The organism is Streptomyces coeruleorubidus (genome assembly GCF_008705135.1).
Classification (GTDB): domain Bacteria; phylum Actinomycetota; class Actinomycetes; order Streptomycetales; family Streptomycetaceae; genus Streptomyces; species Streptomyces coeruleofuscus.
In genome coordinates this window covers 8,901,438-8,915,785 of the sequence record NZ_CP023694.1, presented here as the reverse complement: position 1 = coordinate 8,915,785, position 14,348 = coordinate 8,901,438, and the positions used below count along the sequence as shown (strand labels likewise).

At 73.3% G+C, this 14,348-nt stretch carries 15 protein-coding genes; 8 read left to right on the top strand and 7 right to left on the bottom strand.

Going from position 1 to position 14,348, the window contains the following annotated elements; genetic code table 11:
- The first annotated feature begins 33 nt into the window (after positions 1-33).
- Genes CP976_RS40620 through ligD (CP976_RS40610) form a run of 3 tightly spaced genes read left to right on the top strand, consistent with a single transcriptional unit; the run spans position 34 to position 2,553 of the window.
- On the top strand, positions 34-864 hold the full coding sequence (locus CP976_RS40620; protein ID WP_150484837.1) for an aldo/keto reductase: 831 nt from the start codon (positions 34-36) through the stop codon (positions 862-864).
- 38 nt (positions 865-902) lie between these two features.
- Positions 903-1,514 (top strand): DNA polymerase ligase N-terminal domain-containing protein, encoded by a 612-nt coding sequence (locus CP976_RS40615; RefSeq protein ID WP_150484836.1) that lies wholly within the window; start codon positions 903-905, stop codon positions 1,512-1,514.
- A 7-nt stretch (positions 1,515-1,521) separates the two neighbouring features.
- A complete protein-coding gene (gene ligD, locus CP976_RS40610; protein ID WP_150484835.1) occupies positions 1,522-2,553 on the top strand; it encodes a non-homologous end-joining DNA ligase in 1,032 nt (343 codons plus the stop codon).
- 15 nt (positions 2,554-2,568) lie between these two features.
- On the opposite strand, the gene CP976_RS40605 is transcribed toward ligD (CP976_RS40610), so the two are convergent.
- From CP976_RS40605 to CP976_RS40590, 4 genes are all read right to left on the bottom strand, one after another.
- Positions 2,569-4,911 carry a SpoIIE family protein phosphatase gene (locus CP976_RS40605; RefSeq protein WP_150484834.1) on the bottom strand — a complete coding sequence of 781 codons (2,343 nt, stop codon included), beginning with the start codon at positions 4,909-4,911 and terminating at the stop codon, positions 2,569-2,571.
- Positions 4,912-4,972: 61 nt separating this feature from the next.
- Positions 4,973-5,440, bottom strand: a complete 468-nt coding sequence (locus tag CP976_RS40600; RefSeq protein WP_150484833.1) for a peroxiredoxin — start codon at positions 5,438-5,440, stop codon at positions 4,973-4,975.
- Positions 5,437-5,817, bottom strand: coding sequence for a DoxX family protein (locus tag CP976_RS40595; protein WP_150484832.1), 381 nt, complete (start codon positions 5,815-5,817; stop codon positions 5,437-5,439). Before CP976_RS40595 ends, CP976_RS40600 begins: the two co-directional genes overlap by 4 nt.
- Positions 5,818-5,893: 76 nt before the next feature.
- Complete coding sequence (locus tag CP976_RS40590; RefSeq protein WP_150484831.1) at positions 5,894-6,640, bottom strand: AraC family transcriptional regulator; 747 nt, start codon at positions 6,638-6,640, stop codon at positions 5,894-5,896.
- Between the two features lie 54 nt (positions 6,641-6,694).
- Between CP976_RS40590 and CP976_RS40585 the strand changes: the two genes are divergently transcribed.
- On the top strand, positions 6,695-7,888 hold the full coding sequence (locus CP976_RS40585) for an MFS transporter (protein WP_150484830.1): 1,194 nt from the start codon (positions 6,695-6,697) through the stop codon (positions 7,886-7,888).
- A gap of 9 nt (positions 7,889-7,897) precedes the next feature.
- On the opposite strand, the gene CP976_RS40580 is transcribed toward CP976_RS40585, so the two are convergent.
- On the bottom strand, positions 7,898-8,413 hold the full coding sequence (locus CP976_RS40580; protein WP_150484829.1) for a MarR family winged helix-turn-helix transcriptional regulator: 516 nt from the start codon (positions 8,411-8,413) through the stop codon (positions 7,898-7,900).
- 172 nt (positions 8,414-8,585) lie between these two features.
- Between CP976_RS40580 and ligD (CP976_RS40575) the strand changes: the two genes are divergently transcribed.
- The 4 genes from ligD (CP976_RS40575) to hemC all read left to right on the top strand — a co-directional run bounded on the left by ligD (CP976_RS40575) (position 8,586) and on the right by hemC (position 12,605).
- A complete protein-coding gene (gene ligD / locus CP976_RS40575; RefSeq protein ID WP_150485718.1) occupies positions 8,586-9,566 on the top strand; it encodes a non-homologous end-joining DNA ligase in 981 nt (326 codons plus the stop codon).
- A 139-nt stretch (positions 9,567-9,705) separates the two neighbouring features.
- Positions 9,706-10,479, top strand: a complete 774-nt coding sequence (locus CP976_RS40570; RefSeq protein ID WP_150484828.1) for an NPP1 family protein — start codon at positions 9,706-9,708, stop codon at positions 10,477-10,479.
- 99 nt (positions 10,480-10,578) lie between these two features.
- Positions 10,579-11,601, top strand: coding sequence for a questin oxidase family protein (locus CP976_RS40565; protein WP_150484827.1), 1,023 nt, complete (start codon positions 10,579-10,581; stop codon positions 11,599-11,601).
- A 68-nt stretch (positions 11,602-11,669) separates the two neighbouring features.
- Positions 11,670-12,605: a hydroxymethylbilane synthase gene (gene hemC / locus CP976_RS40560; RefSeq protein ID WP_150484826.1), complete on the top strand. Its 936-nt coding sequence runs from the start codon at positions 11,670-11,672 to the stop codon at positions 12,603-12,605.
- Positions 12,606-12,629: 24 nt separating this feature from the next.
- Here the strand turns inward: hemC and CP976_RS40555 are convergent, their stop codons facing one another.
- Positions 12,630-13,142 carry a hypothetical protein gene (locus CP976_RS40555; protein WP_150484825.1) on the bottom strand — a complete coding sequence of 171 codons (513 nt, stop codon included), beginning with the start codon at positions 13,140-13,142 and terminating at the stop codon, positions 12,630-12,632.
- A gap of 191 nt (positions 13,143-13,333) precedes the next feature.
- The gene (locus CP976_RS44120) at positions 13,334-14,197 is read right to left on the bottom strand and encodes an ABC transporter permease (protein WP_229875932.1); all 864 of its coding nucleotides are present in this window, start codon (positions 14,195-14,197) and stop codon (positions 13,334-13,336) included.
- Between the last annotated feature and the right edge of the window lie 151 nt (positions 14,198-14,348).

Here is a 14,348-nt window from a genome sequence, read left to right as displayed (position 1 = left end):
GCAGACCACACAAGTCAACGGGAAGGTCCGACGGTGATCAGCATCCCGACGCACACGCTCAACGACGGCACGACGCTCCCCGCCCTGGGCCTGGGCACCTGGCCGCTCGGCGACGACGAGGCGCAGCAGGCGGTGCTCTCGGCCCTGGAAGCGGGCTACCGCCTGATCGACACGGCGACGAACTACCGCAACGAGACGGGGGTCGGCCGGGCCGTGGCCTCCGGCGTGGTGCCGCGCGAGGAGGTCGTCGTGACGACGAAGCTCCCGGGCCGGCACCACGGCTACGAGGAGACGCTCGCCTCCTTCGAGGAGTCCCGGACGCGTCTGGGGCTGGAGTACGTCGACCTGTACCTGATCCACTGGCCGCTGCCGCGGGTGGACCGGTACGTCGACTCGTGGAAGGCCATGATCAAGCTGCGCGAGGAGGGACTCGTACGGTCCGTTGGCGTCTCGAATTTCACGGCCGCGCACATCGAGCGGCTGGAGAAGGAGACCGGGGTGCTGCCCTCCGTCAACCAGATCGAGCTGCACCCGTTCCTGCCGCAGGAGGACCTGCGCGCCTTCCACGCGGACAAGGGCGTCCTCACCGAGAGCTGGAGCCCGCTGGGCCGGGGCACGACCCTGCTTCAGGACCCCGCCGTGGCGCGGATCGCCGGGGCGCACGGGGTGACGCCCGGGCAGGTCGTGCTGCGCTGGCACACGCAGCTCGGTGCGGTGCCCATCCCGAAGTCGGCGAACCCCGAGCGGCAGCGCGAGAACCTCGACGTGTTCGGCTTCGAGCTGAGCGAGGACGAGATGGCCGCCGTCGCGGACCGGACGCACCGGCGCGTCGGCGGGGACCCCGAGGTGCACGAGGAGTTCTGACGGGTACCCGGGGCCCGCGAGGCAGGAAGGAGCCGCAGGTGGCTGAGCGGGACCGGCTGCGGGACTACCGCGGCAAGCGCGACTTCGACCGGACCGCGGAGCCCCGGGGCAGCGGGGAGTCCGCCGGGGACCGGCCCCGGTTCGTGGTGCAGATCCATGACGCGAGCACGATGCACTTCGACTTCCGGTTGCAGGTGGACGACGTCCTGAAGTCCTGGTCGATCCCCAAGGGCCCCTCGGCGGACCCGAAGGACAAGCGGCTGGCCGTGCCCACGGAGGACCATCCGCTGGAGTACGAGGAGTTCGAGGGCGTGATCCCCGGCGGCGAGTACGGCGGCGGCACGGTGATCGTCTGGGACCACGGCACGTACGAGCCGCTGAGCCACGACCGCAAGGGGCGGCCCGTCGACTTCGCGGAGTCACTGGAGCGCGGGCACGCCACGTTCCGGCTGAGCGGGGCGAAACTGCGCGGCGAGTACGCCCTGACCCGGTTCCGCGGTGGTCAGGGCGGTGCCGGCGAGGAGGCCTGGCTGCTGGTGAAGCGGGCCGGAGGCGCCCGTACGCACGGGGCTCCCGATCCGCGCCGGGCGCGTTCGGCGATGTCCGGGCGGACCCTCGCCCAGGTCGCCTCCGACGCGGCCGGGGAGTGAGCCGGTGATGACCGGTCCCCTCGACGCGCTGCCCGACGGACAGCGGCGGCTGCTGGGCCGGGCACGTCCGGGGGCGGAACTGGCCGCTCGCCCGATGCTCGCCACGCTGAGCGACCGGCGGGACTTCTCGGACGCGGACGAGGAGTGGGTGTTCGAGCGGAAGCTGGACGGGATCCGGGTGCTGGCGGTCCGGGAGGGCGAGCGGGTGACGCTGCTGTCCCGGTCGGGCCGTCGGCTGAACGACACCTACCCGGAGATCGCGGAGGCGCTCGCGGCGCAGTCGTGTGCCGACTTCGTGCTCGACGGGGAGATCGTCGCCTTCTCGGGCGGGCGCACGGACTTCGCGCGGCTCCAGCAGCGCATGGTGCTGACCCGGCCTCAGGACGTGGCGGCGAGCGGGGTGGCCGTGACCTACTACGTGTTCGACCTGCTCCGGCTGGACGGGACCGACACCAGGGAACTGCCGCTGCGGGCCCGCAAGTCGCTGTTGCGCCGGGCGCTGGCGTACCGCTCCCCGCTCCGGCTGACCCCGCATCGCAACGCGGGCGGTGCCGAGTTGCTTGCGGACGTCTGTGCCCGGGGCTGGGAAGGTCTGATCGCCAAGCGTGCCGACGGTGCCTACGAGCCGCGCCGGTCGGCGGGCTGGCTGAAGCTGAAGTGCTCCTCGGGGCAGGAGTTCGTCGTCGGCGGTTTCACCGAACCGGCCGGGAGCCGCGTGGGACTGGGCGCGCTGCTGCTCGGCCACTACGAGGGCGGGCGGCTCAGGTACGCGGGCAAGGTCGGCACCGGTTTCGGCCGGCGCACGCTGCTCGACCTGCGCGAGCGGCTCGACGGGCTGCGGGAGTCCGGCTCGCCGTTCGACGGGCCGGTGCGGGAGGCGGGCGCGCGGTGGGTGCGGCCGGAGCTGGTGGCGCAGATCGCGTTCACCGAGTGGACCCGTGACGGCATGCTGCGCCACCCGCGGTACCTGGGGCTGCGGGACGACAAGGATCCGCGGGACGTGGTGCGGGAACGCCCGTCGGGGCGCGCTGCCGCGTGAGCGTGAGCGGTCGGGTCAGAACAGCGGCGTGAGCGGCTGTTCGCACCAGATGGTCTTGCCCCGGGTGGTCTGCCGGCTGCCCCAGCGCTGGGTGAGCTGGGCCACCAGCAGCAGTCCGCGTCCGCCTTCGTCGTCCTGGTGGGCCCGCCGCAGGTGCGGGGAGGTCGAACTGCCGTCGGACACCTCACAGATGAGGGTCTGGTCGCGGATCAGACGGAGCTGGATGGGCGTGGCGCCGTACCGGATGGCGTTGGTGACCAATTCGCTGACGACGAGTTCGGTGACGAAGGCCGTCTCGTCCAGCCCCCACGCGGTGAGCTGTTCGGTGGCGGCCTGGCGGGTGGCTGCCACCTGCGCGGGGTCCGGGTCCACGTCCCAGGTGGCGACCTGGTCGGCGCCCAGCGCCCGGGTGCGTGCGAGCAGCAGGGCCACGTCGTCGCTGGGTTCCTCCGGCAGTACGGCCTTCAGCACGATGTCGCACTGGGCGTCGAGCGATTCGGCGGGCACGGTCAGCGCGCGGCACAGCTCGTCGGTGGCGTGGTCGACGTCGCGGTCGCGGTCCTCGACGAGTCCGTCGGTGTAGAGGGCGACGACGGAGCCCTCGGGCAGCTGGAGCTCCGTCGCCTCGAACGGCAGCCCCCCGACGCCCAGCGGGGGCCCCGCGCTCATGGGGATCAGCCGCACGGACCCGTCGGGCAGCACCAGGGCGGGGGCGGGGTGCCCGGCGGCGGCCAGGTTCAGCCGGCGCGTGACGGGGTCGTAGACGGCGTACAGGCAGGTCGCGCCGAGTTCGGCGACCTCGTCGCCGTCGTCGTCCGACGCGAGATGGGTGACCAGGTCGTCGAGGTGGGTGAGGAGTTCGTCCGGTGGCAGGTCCACGTCGGCGAGGGTCCGTACGGCCGTGACCAGCCGGCCCATGGTCGCCGTGGAGGGGATGCCGTGGCCCACGACGTCACCGACGACGAGCGCGACCCGGCTGCCGGACAGCGGGATCACGTCGAACCAGTCGCCGCCGATGCCGGCCGCCGAGCCGGAGGGCAGATAGCGGTGGGCGACCTGGACGGCGGCCTGGCCGGGCAGTCCCCTCGGCAGCAGGCTGTGCTGGAGGGCCAGTGCGGTGGTGCGTTCGCGGGCGAAGCGGCGGGCGTTGTCGACGCAGACCGCGGCGCGGCTGGCGAGTTCCTCGGCGAACACGGCGTCGTCGGCGGCGTAGTCGTCCACCTGCCGGATACGCACGGCCACGGCGACCCCGAGGGTGGTGCCGCGGGCCCGGAGCGGCACCGCCATCATCGAGTGGACGCCCTGGCGGTAGGGGCGGCCTTGAGGAGCGCGTGTGTTGCGCTCCGCGACCCAGCGCATGAAGGACGGCTCCCCCGCCTGGCTGACGATCGCCCGGCCCTCCAGCATCGCCCGCGCGATGGGCGAGAACCCGGGGTAGACGTCCACTTCTCCCAGGTGGACGGCCGCTTCGGGGGTGCCCTCGCTGACGGATCCGTGGGCGACACGGCGCAACACGATCTCCTCGGTGGACACGGTCGGCGACTCCTCCGCGCCGAGGACCCAGTCGAACAGGTCCACGCTGGCGAAGTCGGCGAACCGGGGCACCACGACCTCGATCAGCTCCTCGGCCGTGCGCACCACGTCCAGGGTGGTGCCGATGGCCGCCGCGGCCTCGTTCAGCAGGGCCAGCCGCTGCCGCGCCCAGTACTGCTCGGTGCTGTCGATGGCGGCCAGGGCGGTGCCCAGGAGGTCGCCGGAGGGGTCGCGGACCGGCCACATCTCGGTGACCCAGGCGTGCTCCCGGTTCAGGGCCGGGGCACCCGTGTAGCTCTCGTAGCGCAGCGGGCGGCCGGTCTCGACGACGTGGCGGAGGTGCCAGTTGAAGCCGAGGCTGTGCTCGGCCTCCTCGACGGTCTCCGGGAAGTGCCGACCCAGCAGGGTCTCCTCCGGTACGCCCATCACATGGCAGGCCGCGTCGTTGAGCCGCAGGTAGCGCTGGTCGGTGTCGAACACGGACATCGATATGGACGCCTGCTGGAAGGCCTGTCCGGCCAGGGACGTCTCGGCGCTGCCGGGCGGCTCGGCGGTGATCACGTAGCCGTCCGGTGCCCCGTCCCGGCCGGTCACGGCGCAGGCTCTGACGCGAAGGCCGACCAGATAGCCGTCGTGGTGCCGCACCATGACGGTGCCCGACCGCGCGGACACCGCCGCGGACGGTACGTCCTCGGCGAGCAGTCCCCGTACGGACCGGCCCACGGCCTCCTCGGCCGGGTAGCCGGTCAGTCGCCGGGCACCCTCGCTCCACCCCGTCACGGTGCCGCGGGCGTCGATGATCACAGCAGCGGAGGCGTCCTCCATATCATCCAGGATTGTCCCTTTGCCGCCCTGTATCAACCGCGACAGAGCATTCGTGACAGTGTCAGGCCCGGTGCGCGCGCAGCGCGGCGAGCGCCCGGTCGGCGTGCGCGTTCATGCGCAGCTCGCTGCGTACGACGTCGAGGACGGTGTGGTCCCGCGCTATGACGAACGTGGTGCGCTTGGTCGGCGCCAGGGAGAAGCCGCGCTTCACACCGAACCGCTCGCGGACCGTGCCGTCGGCGTCGGACAGCAGGGGCATGCCGAGGGCGTGCTGTCCGGCGAACTCCTGCTGGCGCTCGACGGTGTCCCCGCTGATGCCGACGGGGCGTGCGCCGACGGCGGCGAACTCGGCGGCGAGATCGCGGAAGTGGCAGGCCTGTGCGGTGCAGCCGGGGGTCAGGGCGGCCGGGTAGAAGAACAGCACGACCGGCCCCTCGGCGAGCAGTCCGGACAGGCTGCGGACGGTGCCGGTCTCGTCGGGCAGGGAGAAGTCCTCGACCTTGTCCCCGGCCTCCACGCGCGCGGTCACGACCGGCCCTCGGCGTTCCGTGCGACGCCGCGGGCCCAGAGCACGAGGGGCACCTGGAGCGGCAGGCGCCCGAAGGCCGCGGCCTTCTGCGGGGCGGGGCGGTGGCGCCAGTCGGCCGCCATCTTCACGTTGGCGGGGAAGACCCCGACGAAGAAGGCCGCCGTGGCCAGCGCGGCCGCCTTGCGGGTACGCGGCAGCGTCAGGCCGGCGGCCAGCGCGAGCTCGGCGGCGCCGCTGGCGTAGGTCCAGGTCCTGGGCGTGCCCGGCAGGCCGCGCGGGATGGTCGCGTCGAATGGGCGGGGGGCGGCGAAGTGGGCGACGCCCGCGGCGGCCAGCAGGCCGGCGAGCAGCAGGGGCGAGCGTTCGGACCGGGACACGGTTTTCTCCTCTGATGGCCTGCCGCGCGATATTACTGGACGGTAAAGGGATGGCTCGGGCGGGGGCTTCGACGGGTCAGCCGCGGCGGTTGTGCGTGCCCGGGGTGTAGCCGAACGAGCGGCGGAAGACGTCGATGAAGGCGCTGGCGGAGGACCAGCCGCAGCGGTGGGCGACGGTCGTGACGGGCAGGCCGTCGGCCAGCATCCGCAGGGCGTGGTAGAGCCGCGACTGGGTGCGCCACTGCGGGAACGTCATGCCGAACTCGCCGCGGAAGAGCCGGCTGAGGGTGCGCTCCCCCACCCCGGTCGCGGCGCCGAGGGCGGCGAGGGTGCGCGCGTCGGCCGGGTCGGCGTGGACGAGCGCGCAGACGGCGGCCAGGCGCGGGTCGGCGGGCGTGGGCAGGCGCAGCGGCTGCTGAGGCGAGTGCCGCAGCTGGTCGCGGAGGACGGCGCGCAGCCTGCGGCGCTCGGGGCTGCCGTCGCCGGGGTCGCGGGTGTAGGCGAGGATCAGCTCGCGCAGCAGCGGGCCGACGGCCACGACGGCCGGGTGGTGCAGGCCGAGGGGATTGTCATCGGCGGGCAGGCCGACCAGGTGCAGGTCGAGCCGGCCGTGGGCGCGGTGGGCGTGCACGGTGCCGGCGGGGACCCAGATGGCGCGGGTACCGGGCGCGAACCAGGTGCCGGCGTCGGTGGTGACGGCGACGACGCCGGAGCCGGCGTAGACGAGCTGGTGGTCGTCGTGCCGGTGCGCGTCGATGCGGTCGCCCGCGGTCAGCCGCTGCGCCCGGGTCGGCGCCGTGGGGGCGTGGCGGATGTTCGGCACAGTCCGGCAGATTATCGGAAGCGGGCCGGCCGCCCCGGCGGCGACGATCGCCGGGTGACCGCTTCCCGCCGCAACCGGCCCGTCGCTCTGCTGTCCCTGGGACACGCCTGCGTGGACGTGTACCAGGGCGCCGTGGCCGCTCTGGTGCCGTACTTCGTCGCCGAGCGCGCCTACTCCTACGCCGCCGCCTCCGGCGTCGTGCTGGCCGCCTCCTTGCTCTCGTCGCTGGTGCAGCCGCTGTTCGGGGTGCTCACCGACCGGTGGGCGATGCCGTGGCTGCTGCCGCTCAGCGCGCTGACGGCCGGGGCGGGCGTCGCCCTGAGCGGCGTGACCGGCTCGTACACGTCGACGCTGGCGGTGGTCGCCGTGTCGGGGGTCGGGGTGGCCGCCTACCATCCGGAGGCCGCCCGGGTGGCGCGGGCCGTCGCGCGCGGCCGGCACTCGGCGATGGGCTGGTTCTCCTTCGGCGGCAACGCCGGTTTCGCCCTGGCACCGCTGCTGGTCTTCGCCGTGGTGGCGACGGGCGGGCTGCGTGCCTCTCCCCTGCTGGCCGTCCCGGCGGTGGCGGGAGCGGCGCTGTGTGCGGCGGCGGTGCGCGCGGCCGCGTCCGGGGCGGCGGGGGCCGGTGCGTCCGTCGCCGTGGGCCGGGACGACTGGGTGTCCTTTCTGCGGCTGTCCGGGGCCGTGGTCTGCCGCTCGGTCGTGTTCGTCGGCCTGAGCGCGTTCGTCTCGCTGTACGTGCGGGAGCGGACGGGTGGCGGTGAGGCGGCCGGTACGGCGGCTTTGTTCGTGCTCTACGCCGGTGGTGCGGTGGGCACGCTGGCCGGGGGGCGGCTGGCCGAGCGGCACGGGCGGCTGGCGGTGGTGCGCCGGTCGTACGCCCTGACGGTGCTCGCCGTGGCCGGTCTGGTCCTGGTGCCCGGACCGCCGGTGTACCTGTTCGTCGCGTTGACGTCGGCGGGCCTGTATGTGCCGTTCTCGCTGCACATCACGCTGGGCCAGGACTGTCTGCCCCGGCAGGTGGGCACCGCGAGCGGGGTCACGCTGGGGCTGACGGTGAGCGTCGGCGGCCTCGCCGCGCCCCTGCTCGGGGCGCTGGCCGACGCGACGTCCCTGCGGACGGCCCTGCTGCCGCTCATCGGCCTGCCCGCGGTGGGCCGGCTGCTGCTGTGCCGGCTGCGCGAGCCCGGACCGCCGGGCCCCGCTGTCGCCGAGCGGGCGGATCCGCGTGACCCGGCCGCACGGTGACCGGGGGGATCAGGCCCGGCCCGCCGGGGCGGACTGGGGCTCGGGCATCTCGTCGACGGAGTGGGCGAGGAAGTCGTCGACCATGCGGTGGAAGAGCGTGGCGAGCTGCCGCAGCTCCTCGGGGGACCAGTCGGCCAGGGCCATCTGCATGCCGCGGACGCCGACCTCGCGGATCTTGGTGATGGCCTGCCGGCCGGCGTCGGTGAGCTCGATGCGCTGGGCGCGCCGGTCGTCGGGGTCGGGGACGCGGGTGACGTAGCCCGACTTCTGCAACTGCTGCACCGTCCGCGTGACGTGCGAGGCCTCCACTCCCAGCCGGGCGGCGAGCTCCCCCGGCCGCAGCGGCTCCGAGTCGGCGACCTGCCGCAGCAGCGCGACGGCGGCACGGTCGAGCGGCACTCCCGCGAGGGCCATCAGCCGGTCGTGCTGGCGGGCGCGCGTGCTCAGGTAGGTGATGCGGGTGAGCGCACGCTCGATCTCGATGACTTCCGGGGAGGGGACGTCGGGGAGCGGTGGTGTGGACATACGAGCCACTTTACCATCTCGTTGCCTAACTCAAGCAATATAGCGCCGGGAGTCAGTCCGGGCACCCGCCCGCCGCGGTGCGCCGGTGAGACCGGCGCCCGGATCGACGCCGTTCAGGGGAAAGACCCGCGGAACGCGCGTGACCGGACCCCGGGACGTCCACAACTCACCCGTGGACCTGCCCCTGATCCCGCCCATGCTCGCCACGCCCGGCACCCTGCCGCCCGCCGCGCAGGACGCGCGCTGGGCCTATGAGACCAAGCAGGACGGCCAGCGCGTGGTGGTCTACCTCCCCGGGGACGGCAGCGTGCTGCTGCGCGCCCGGTCCGGGGAGGACATCACGGCCGCGTATCCCGAACTGCGGCCGCTGGGCGCCGCCTTGGGGCCCGTGCCGGCCGTGCTGGACGGGGAGGTCCTGGTCCTGGACGAACAGGGCCGGGCGAGCTTCCAGTTGCTCCAGTCGCGCATGGGCCTGGCGCACGCGCCCGCGAGGGCGGCCCGGCGGGCGGCGGAGGTGCCGGTCCATCTCGTGCTGTTCGACCTGATGCATCTGGAGGGCCGGTCACTGACCCGGCTCCCCTACGCACGACGCCGCGCGGCGCTGGAGGACCTCGGCCTCGCCGGGCCCTCCTGGTCGACCCCGGCCGCGATCGTCGGCCACGGCGCCGAGGCCCTGGCCGCCACGCGCGAGCACGGACTGGAGGGCCTGGTGTGCAAGCGGCTGGACTCGGTGTACGAACCGGGGGTGCGCTCCCGGGCCTGGATCAAGATCCGCAACATGCGCACCGAGGACGTCCTGGTCGGCGGCTGGCAGCCCGGCAAGGGACGGCTCACCGGCCTGCCCGGAGCGGTGCTGGTGGGGCAGCGTGCCGCGGGGCGGCTGCGCTACGTCGGGAGTGTGGGCACGGGCTGGAGCGAGGCCGAGCGGACGGAACTCGCAGGGCTGCTGCGGGCCGCCGCGACCGACGTCTGCCCCTTCGACCCCGCCCCGCGCGCCCCGGGTGCGCACTGGGTCGTCCCCCGGCTGGTCGGCGAGGTCCGCTACAGCACCCGCACCCGGGAGGGCCTGCTGCGGCAGCCGTCCTGGCTGCGGCTCCGGCCGGATCTCGCGCCCGAGGAGGCGGCGGCCGACATCCCGGACGACACGGTCTGAAACGGCGCCCGACGCCGGTTGTTGGACCGCGATTCACCTCTGAGATCACTCCTCCCTCTTGGCATGGACGCGTTCAGCCAGGAAGCTGAACCTCCCTTTCCCCCCACAGCCGTTGGGCTGCGCCCAAGAGGAGGACGCAGTGTCGTCACGCCCGTTCGCACCCCGCAGGAGATGGCTCACCGGACTGGCCGGTGCCACCGCCCTCGTCCTCGCCTTCCCCGCCACGGCCTTCGCCGCCCCGCCGCGGGCGCTGCCCGCCAACGCCGAGTCGCTGGAGCAGACGTTCCAGCCCGCCTACGACTACGACACCGACGGCTGTTACTCCACTCCCGCCGTCGGCGCGGACGGCACCGTCAACGGCGGGCTCAACCCGACCGGCGCCCTCAACGGCGACTGCCGCGACGCCTCGGACCTGGACAACACCAACGGCTACTCGCGTTACAAGTGCAACAACGGCTGGTGCGCCATCCTGTACGCCCTCTACTTCGAGAAGGACCAGGCGGTGGCCGGCAGCGGCATCGGCGGCCACCGGCACGACTTCGAGCACGTCGCGGTGTTCGTACAGGACAACCAGGTCAAGTACGTGTCGGCGTCCGCCCACGGTTCGTTCAGCGTGCACGCGGCGTCGCAGGTCCGCTTCGACGGCACGCACCCGAAGATCGTCTACCACAAGGACGGCGTGAGCACCCACTGCTTCCGTCTCGCCAACTCGAACGACGAGCCGCCGGAGAACCACAAGCGCACCTGGCAGTACCCGCCGCTGGTCGGCTGGAACGGCTACCCCGCCGGAGTGCGCGACAAGCTCACGTCCTACGACTTCGGCAGCGCCAACTTCGGCCTGAAGGACGGCAACTTCGCGAACCACCTCGCGTCGGCGAAGCCCTCCGGCATCGCCTTCGATCCCTACGCCTGATCCTGGCTCACTCCTGCCGAGGGCTTAGGTCCCCGGCAGGGTCCGGTCTCCGCCCCGCGTCCGATCCGTCGGCGCGGGGCGGCCGCATAGCGTCCCCTCATGGACGCGCACGACACGACAGGGACACTCGAAGAAGCCCTCCAACGGCTCCACGCCTCGGGGCCGGAGCGGCTCGGCCGGCTCACCAACCACGCCCCCATGGTCGTGGAGGCGCTCGCCGCGCACGGGCAGGCGGGTGCCGTGCACCGCTGGCTGGATCTGTACCGGCCCAAGCTGGAGGACTTCCCCACGCCCGTCGCACCCGTGACCGACGCCAACTGGCGTGAGGCGCTGGGAGATCCACGCCGGGCCGCCGACTGGATCGGGTATGTCGGCCGGGCACTCGCCGAACAGCCGTGGCGGGACGTCCTCGCGACATGGTGGCCACGGCTGCTGCCCGGGCTGTACGGCGGCTCCACGCACCCCGTCATCCGCGTCGGCCACGCCGTACGGGCCCTGGAAGCCGGCGAGAGCGCCCCACGGCTCGCCGAACTCGCCCACGGGCTGGGCTACTGGGCCGCCCGGCACCGCCCCGTGTCCGGCATCACCGAGCTGCCCGCCGCGCCGAGTGCGGCGCGGTCCCTGGACGCCGTGCCGCCGATCGCCGATCCCCGAGGCGGATTTCCCGACCGGCTGGCGGCCGTACGGCGGTTGCCCCTGTGGGCGGGCGACGTGACCGACCCGGACACGGCACGGGCACGCCTGACCGAGCTGGTCCGGGCCGCGACCCATCGGTACGCCACCCACGGCCACGGGGAGGAGACCATGCTGGTGCACGCGGCGACGGCGCCCAACGCCGTGCTGCGCGCCCTCGGTTCCCTGCCCCGCGAGCTGTGGGCACCGAGCCTGCACGCGGCGTGGACCGCGTCCGCCGCGGTCACCGCCATGTACGCCCCCGCCGGGCCCGTCGCCCACGTCCCCGCACCCGGCTGCAGCCCGCAGGAGGTGCTGGAACAAGCCCTCGCCCACGGCGACGAACACGTCATCAAGCTCACCGACACCGCCCTCGACGTCGGCGACGAACGGGCCTTGGCCGCGGCCCTGCGCGCGGTCGAACTCAGCGAGCCCCTCGTCCCGAACTGACGTACGCCGACGGGTGGTCGGGGGAGGAACGGCACGGACGGGCCCCGGGGAGGGACTATCGTGTCCGCATGTCCGTCCCCGAACTGATCCGCATCGTCTCCCGCGACTCCCCCATGGCGCTCGCCCAGGTGGAGCGAGTCCGGGGCGAGCTGGCCGCCGCCCATCCCGGAGTGCGCACCGAGGTCGTCCCGGTGAAGACCACCGGCGACAAGTGGATGGGCGACCTGTCCAAGGTCGAGGGCAAGGGCGCGTTCACCAAGGAGGTCGACGCGGCGCTGCTGGCCGGTGAGGCCGATCTCGCCGTGCACTGCGTGAAGGACGTGCCCGCCGACCGGCCGCTGCCGGCGGGGACGGTGTTCGCCGCGTTCCTCAAGCGGGACGACGTCCGGGACGCCCTCATCCACCCGGGCGGCCTCACCCTGGACGAGCTGCCGGCCGGGACCCGGATCGGCACCTCCTCGGTCCGCCGGGTCGCCCAACTGGCCGCCACCCATCCGCATCTGGAGTGCGTGCCGTTCCGGGGCAACGCCAACCGGCGCCTGGCGAAGCTGGCCGCCGGAGAGGCCGACGCGCTGCTGCTCGCGGTCTCCGGCCTGGAGCGCATCGGCCGGCAGGACGTGATCAGCGAGATCCTCTCCACCGAGACGATGATGCCGCCCATCGGCGCGGGCGTGCTGGCGCTGCAATGCCGTGAGGACGACGCCGACCTGATCGACGCGGTGAGCGGTCTCGGCGACCCGGACACCCACCGGGAGACCACCGCCGAGCGCATGTTCCTGCACGTGCTCCAGGGGCACTGCAACAGCCCGATCGCCGGGTTCGCGCAGGTGGACCGCAGCGGTGAACTGTCCCTCCGGGCCTGTGTGTTCACCCCGGACGGCAAGACCCGGCTGAACGCCCACGAGTGGGCGGGCCGGCTCGACCCGGCCACGCTCGGCACGTCGGTGGCCGTGGCGCTGCTGCGCCAGGGTGCCCGCGAGATCATCGACGGCATCCCGCACTGACCGGCCGGGCGCCCTGACGCGGGATCAGGCGGTGCCTTCCCCCGCCTGATCCTGGAGGAAGACGCTCACCTGGTGGGCGAGGCTGTCGCGCACCGCGCCCTGCTGGGCCCCCGCGTGCGCGCCGATGCCGCCCGACCACAGCCGGCGGTCGGCCCACTCCTCCTCGACGCGCAGCTGGACCTGGACGTCCACGAGGCTCAGGGACGCCTCGGCGCCGGCCGCGTACAGCACGGCGGTGGCCCGGCGCAGCGGGTAGACGTCGAAGCCCTCGATGAACTGCGAGTTGCGCCAGTCGAGGAAGGCACTCTCCCCCTCCGGCCCGATCCGCACATCGATCTGGCCGTCCTCGAGGTGGATGCCGAGATGCCGGCTGCCGCGGTTCTCGACGGTCACGCGGAGGCTGAAGTACGTCAGCCCCTCCGCGGCGTCGTCGCGGCCGCGGGGCGGCTCGGCCAGTTCCAGACGGTGGACGCGGACGCGCAGACCGGCATGCTCGTCGTACTCCTGCCAGTCCCCGACCACGTTCGGCTCGTACACTCTGCACCTCTCGACCTCTGGAAGCTGCTTCCTATCTGTGGTCTCAGCGCACTGTCAAATGAGCAGAATGCGCTGTGGCCAGGCAGTTCATCCCTTTTGATCGGTGATCAAGCCGTGCCCAGCGGTTATCCGGGAACAGTTCGCGAAAGCGCTTGCCCCGGCGTGCCGCACATCACTTCCACGAGTGAAGATCAACGGGCCAGACGGCCCAGCAGGGCCGAGGCCGCGGTGACGCCGAGGGCGGCGGCCACCAACAGCACCGCGAAGTCGGAGGCCAGGTGGTGGGGCGTGCCGAGCAGGAGCCCGCGCAGGGCGTCCACCTCGTAGCTGAGCGGGGTGGCCTTGCTGACCGCCTGGAGCCAGCCCGGCATCACGGAGACCGGGTACAGGGCGCTGGAGCCGAAGAACAGCGGCATGGTGATCGCCTGTCCGATGCCCATGAGGCGGTCGCGGCTGAGGACGATGCCGGCGATGGTCATCGACAGGCAGGAGAAGAAGGCCGAGCCGAGGACGACGATCGCGGCGACGGCGAGCAGCTTGAGCGGGTTCCAGGTCAGTGCCACGCCGAGCAGGGCCCGTCCACGGCCCGGGTCTCGCCGAAGGCGTGGACGAGCCCGGCGCAGGCGACGGCGTCGGCCTGTGGTCGGTCGGTGTCCGGGGTCATGTATCCTCGGCCTCCTCGTGCAGGGTGCCGGCCAGCTTGCGCAGGCCGGGATCGCCGCGTGCAGTGCCTGGCGGTCCGCCTCGTCGAGCCGCGACACATGGCGTCGTACGAGATCGGCGCGGCGGCGGCGCCACTCGCGCAGCCGTGTCCCGGCGGCGGGCGTGGGCAGCAGCCGGGCGGCCCGCCGGTCGGCCGGGTCGGTCTCGCGGACCAGATAGCCCGCCCCTACGAGCTGGTTGACCAGGGTCGACACCGAGTTGGCCGCCAGCCCGAGGTCCTTGGCCGCGTCGGAGACGCCGATGCCGGGTCGCGTCACGACCAGGCGCAGCAACTCCACCTCGGCGCCGCGCAGCCGGGGGTCGGGCATCTCACGGCGCAGGCGACGCCGCATCAGCCTCTGGACCCCGACGAGCGCGTCGGCCAGCTCTTCGGGGAAAGGTCTCCGGCTCCATGCGGCGAGATCAGCTCTGCTAAAGAGATAAATGCTCCGAGGCGGGGTCAAGAGATCTACTCGAAACGGCAGCCGCTCTCCGGGACGCCTG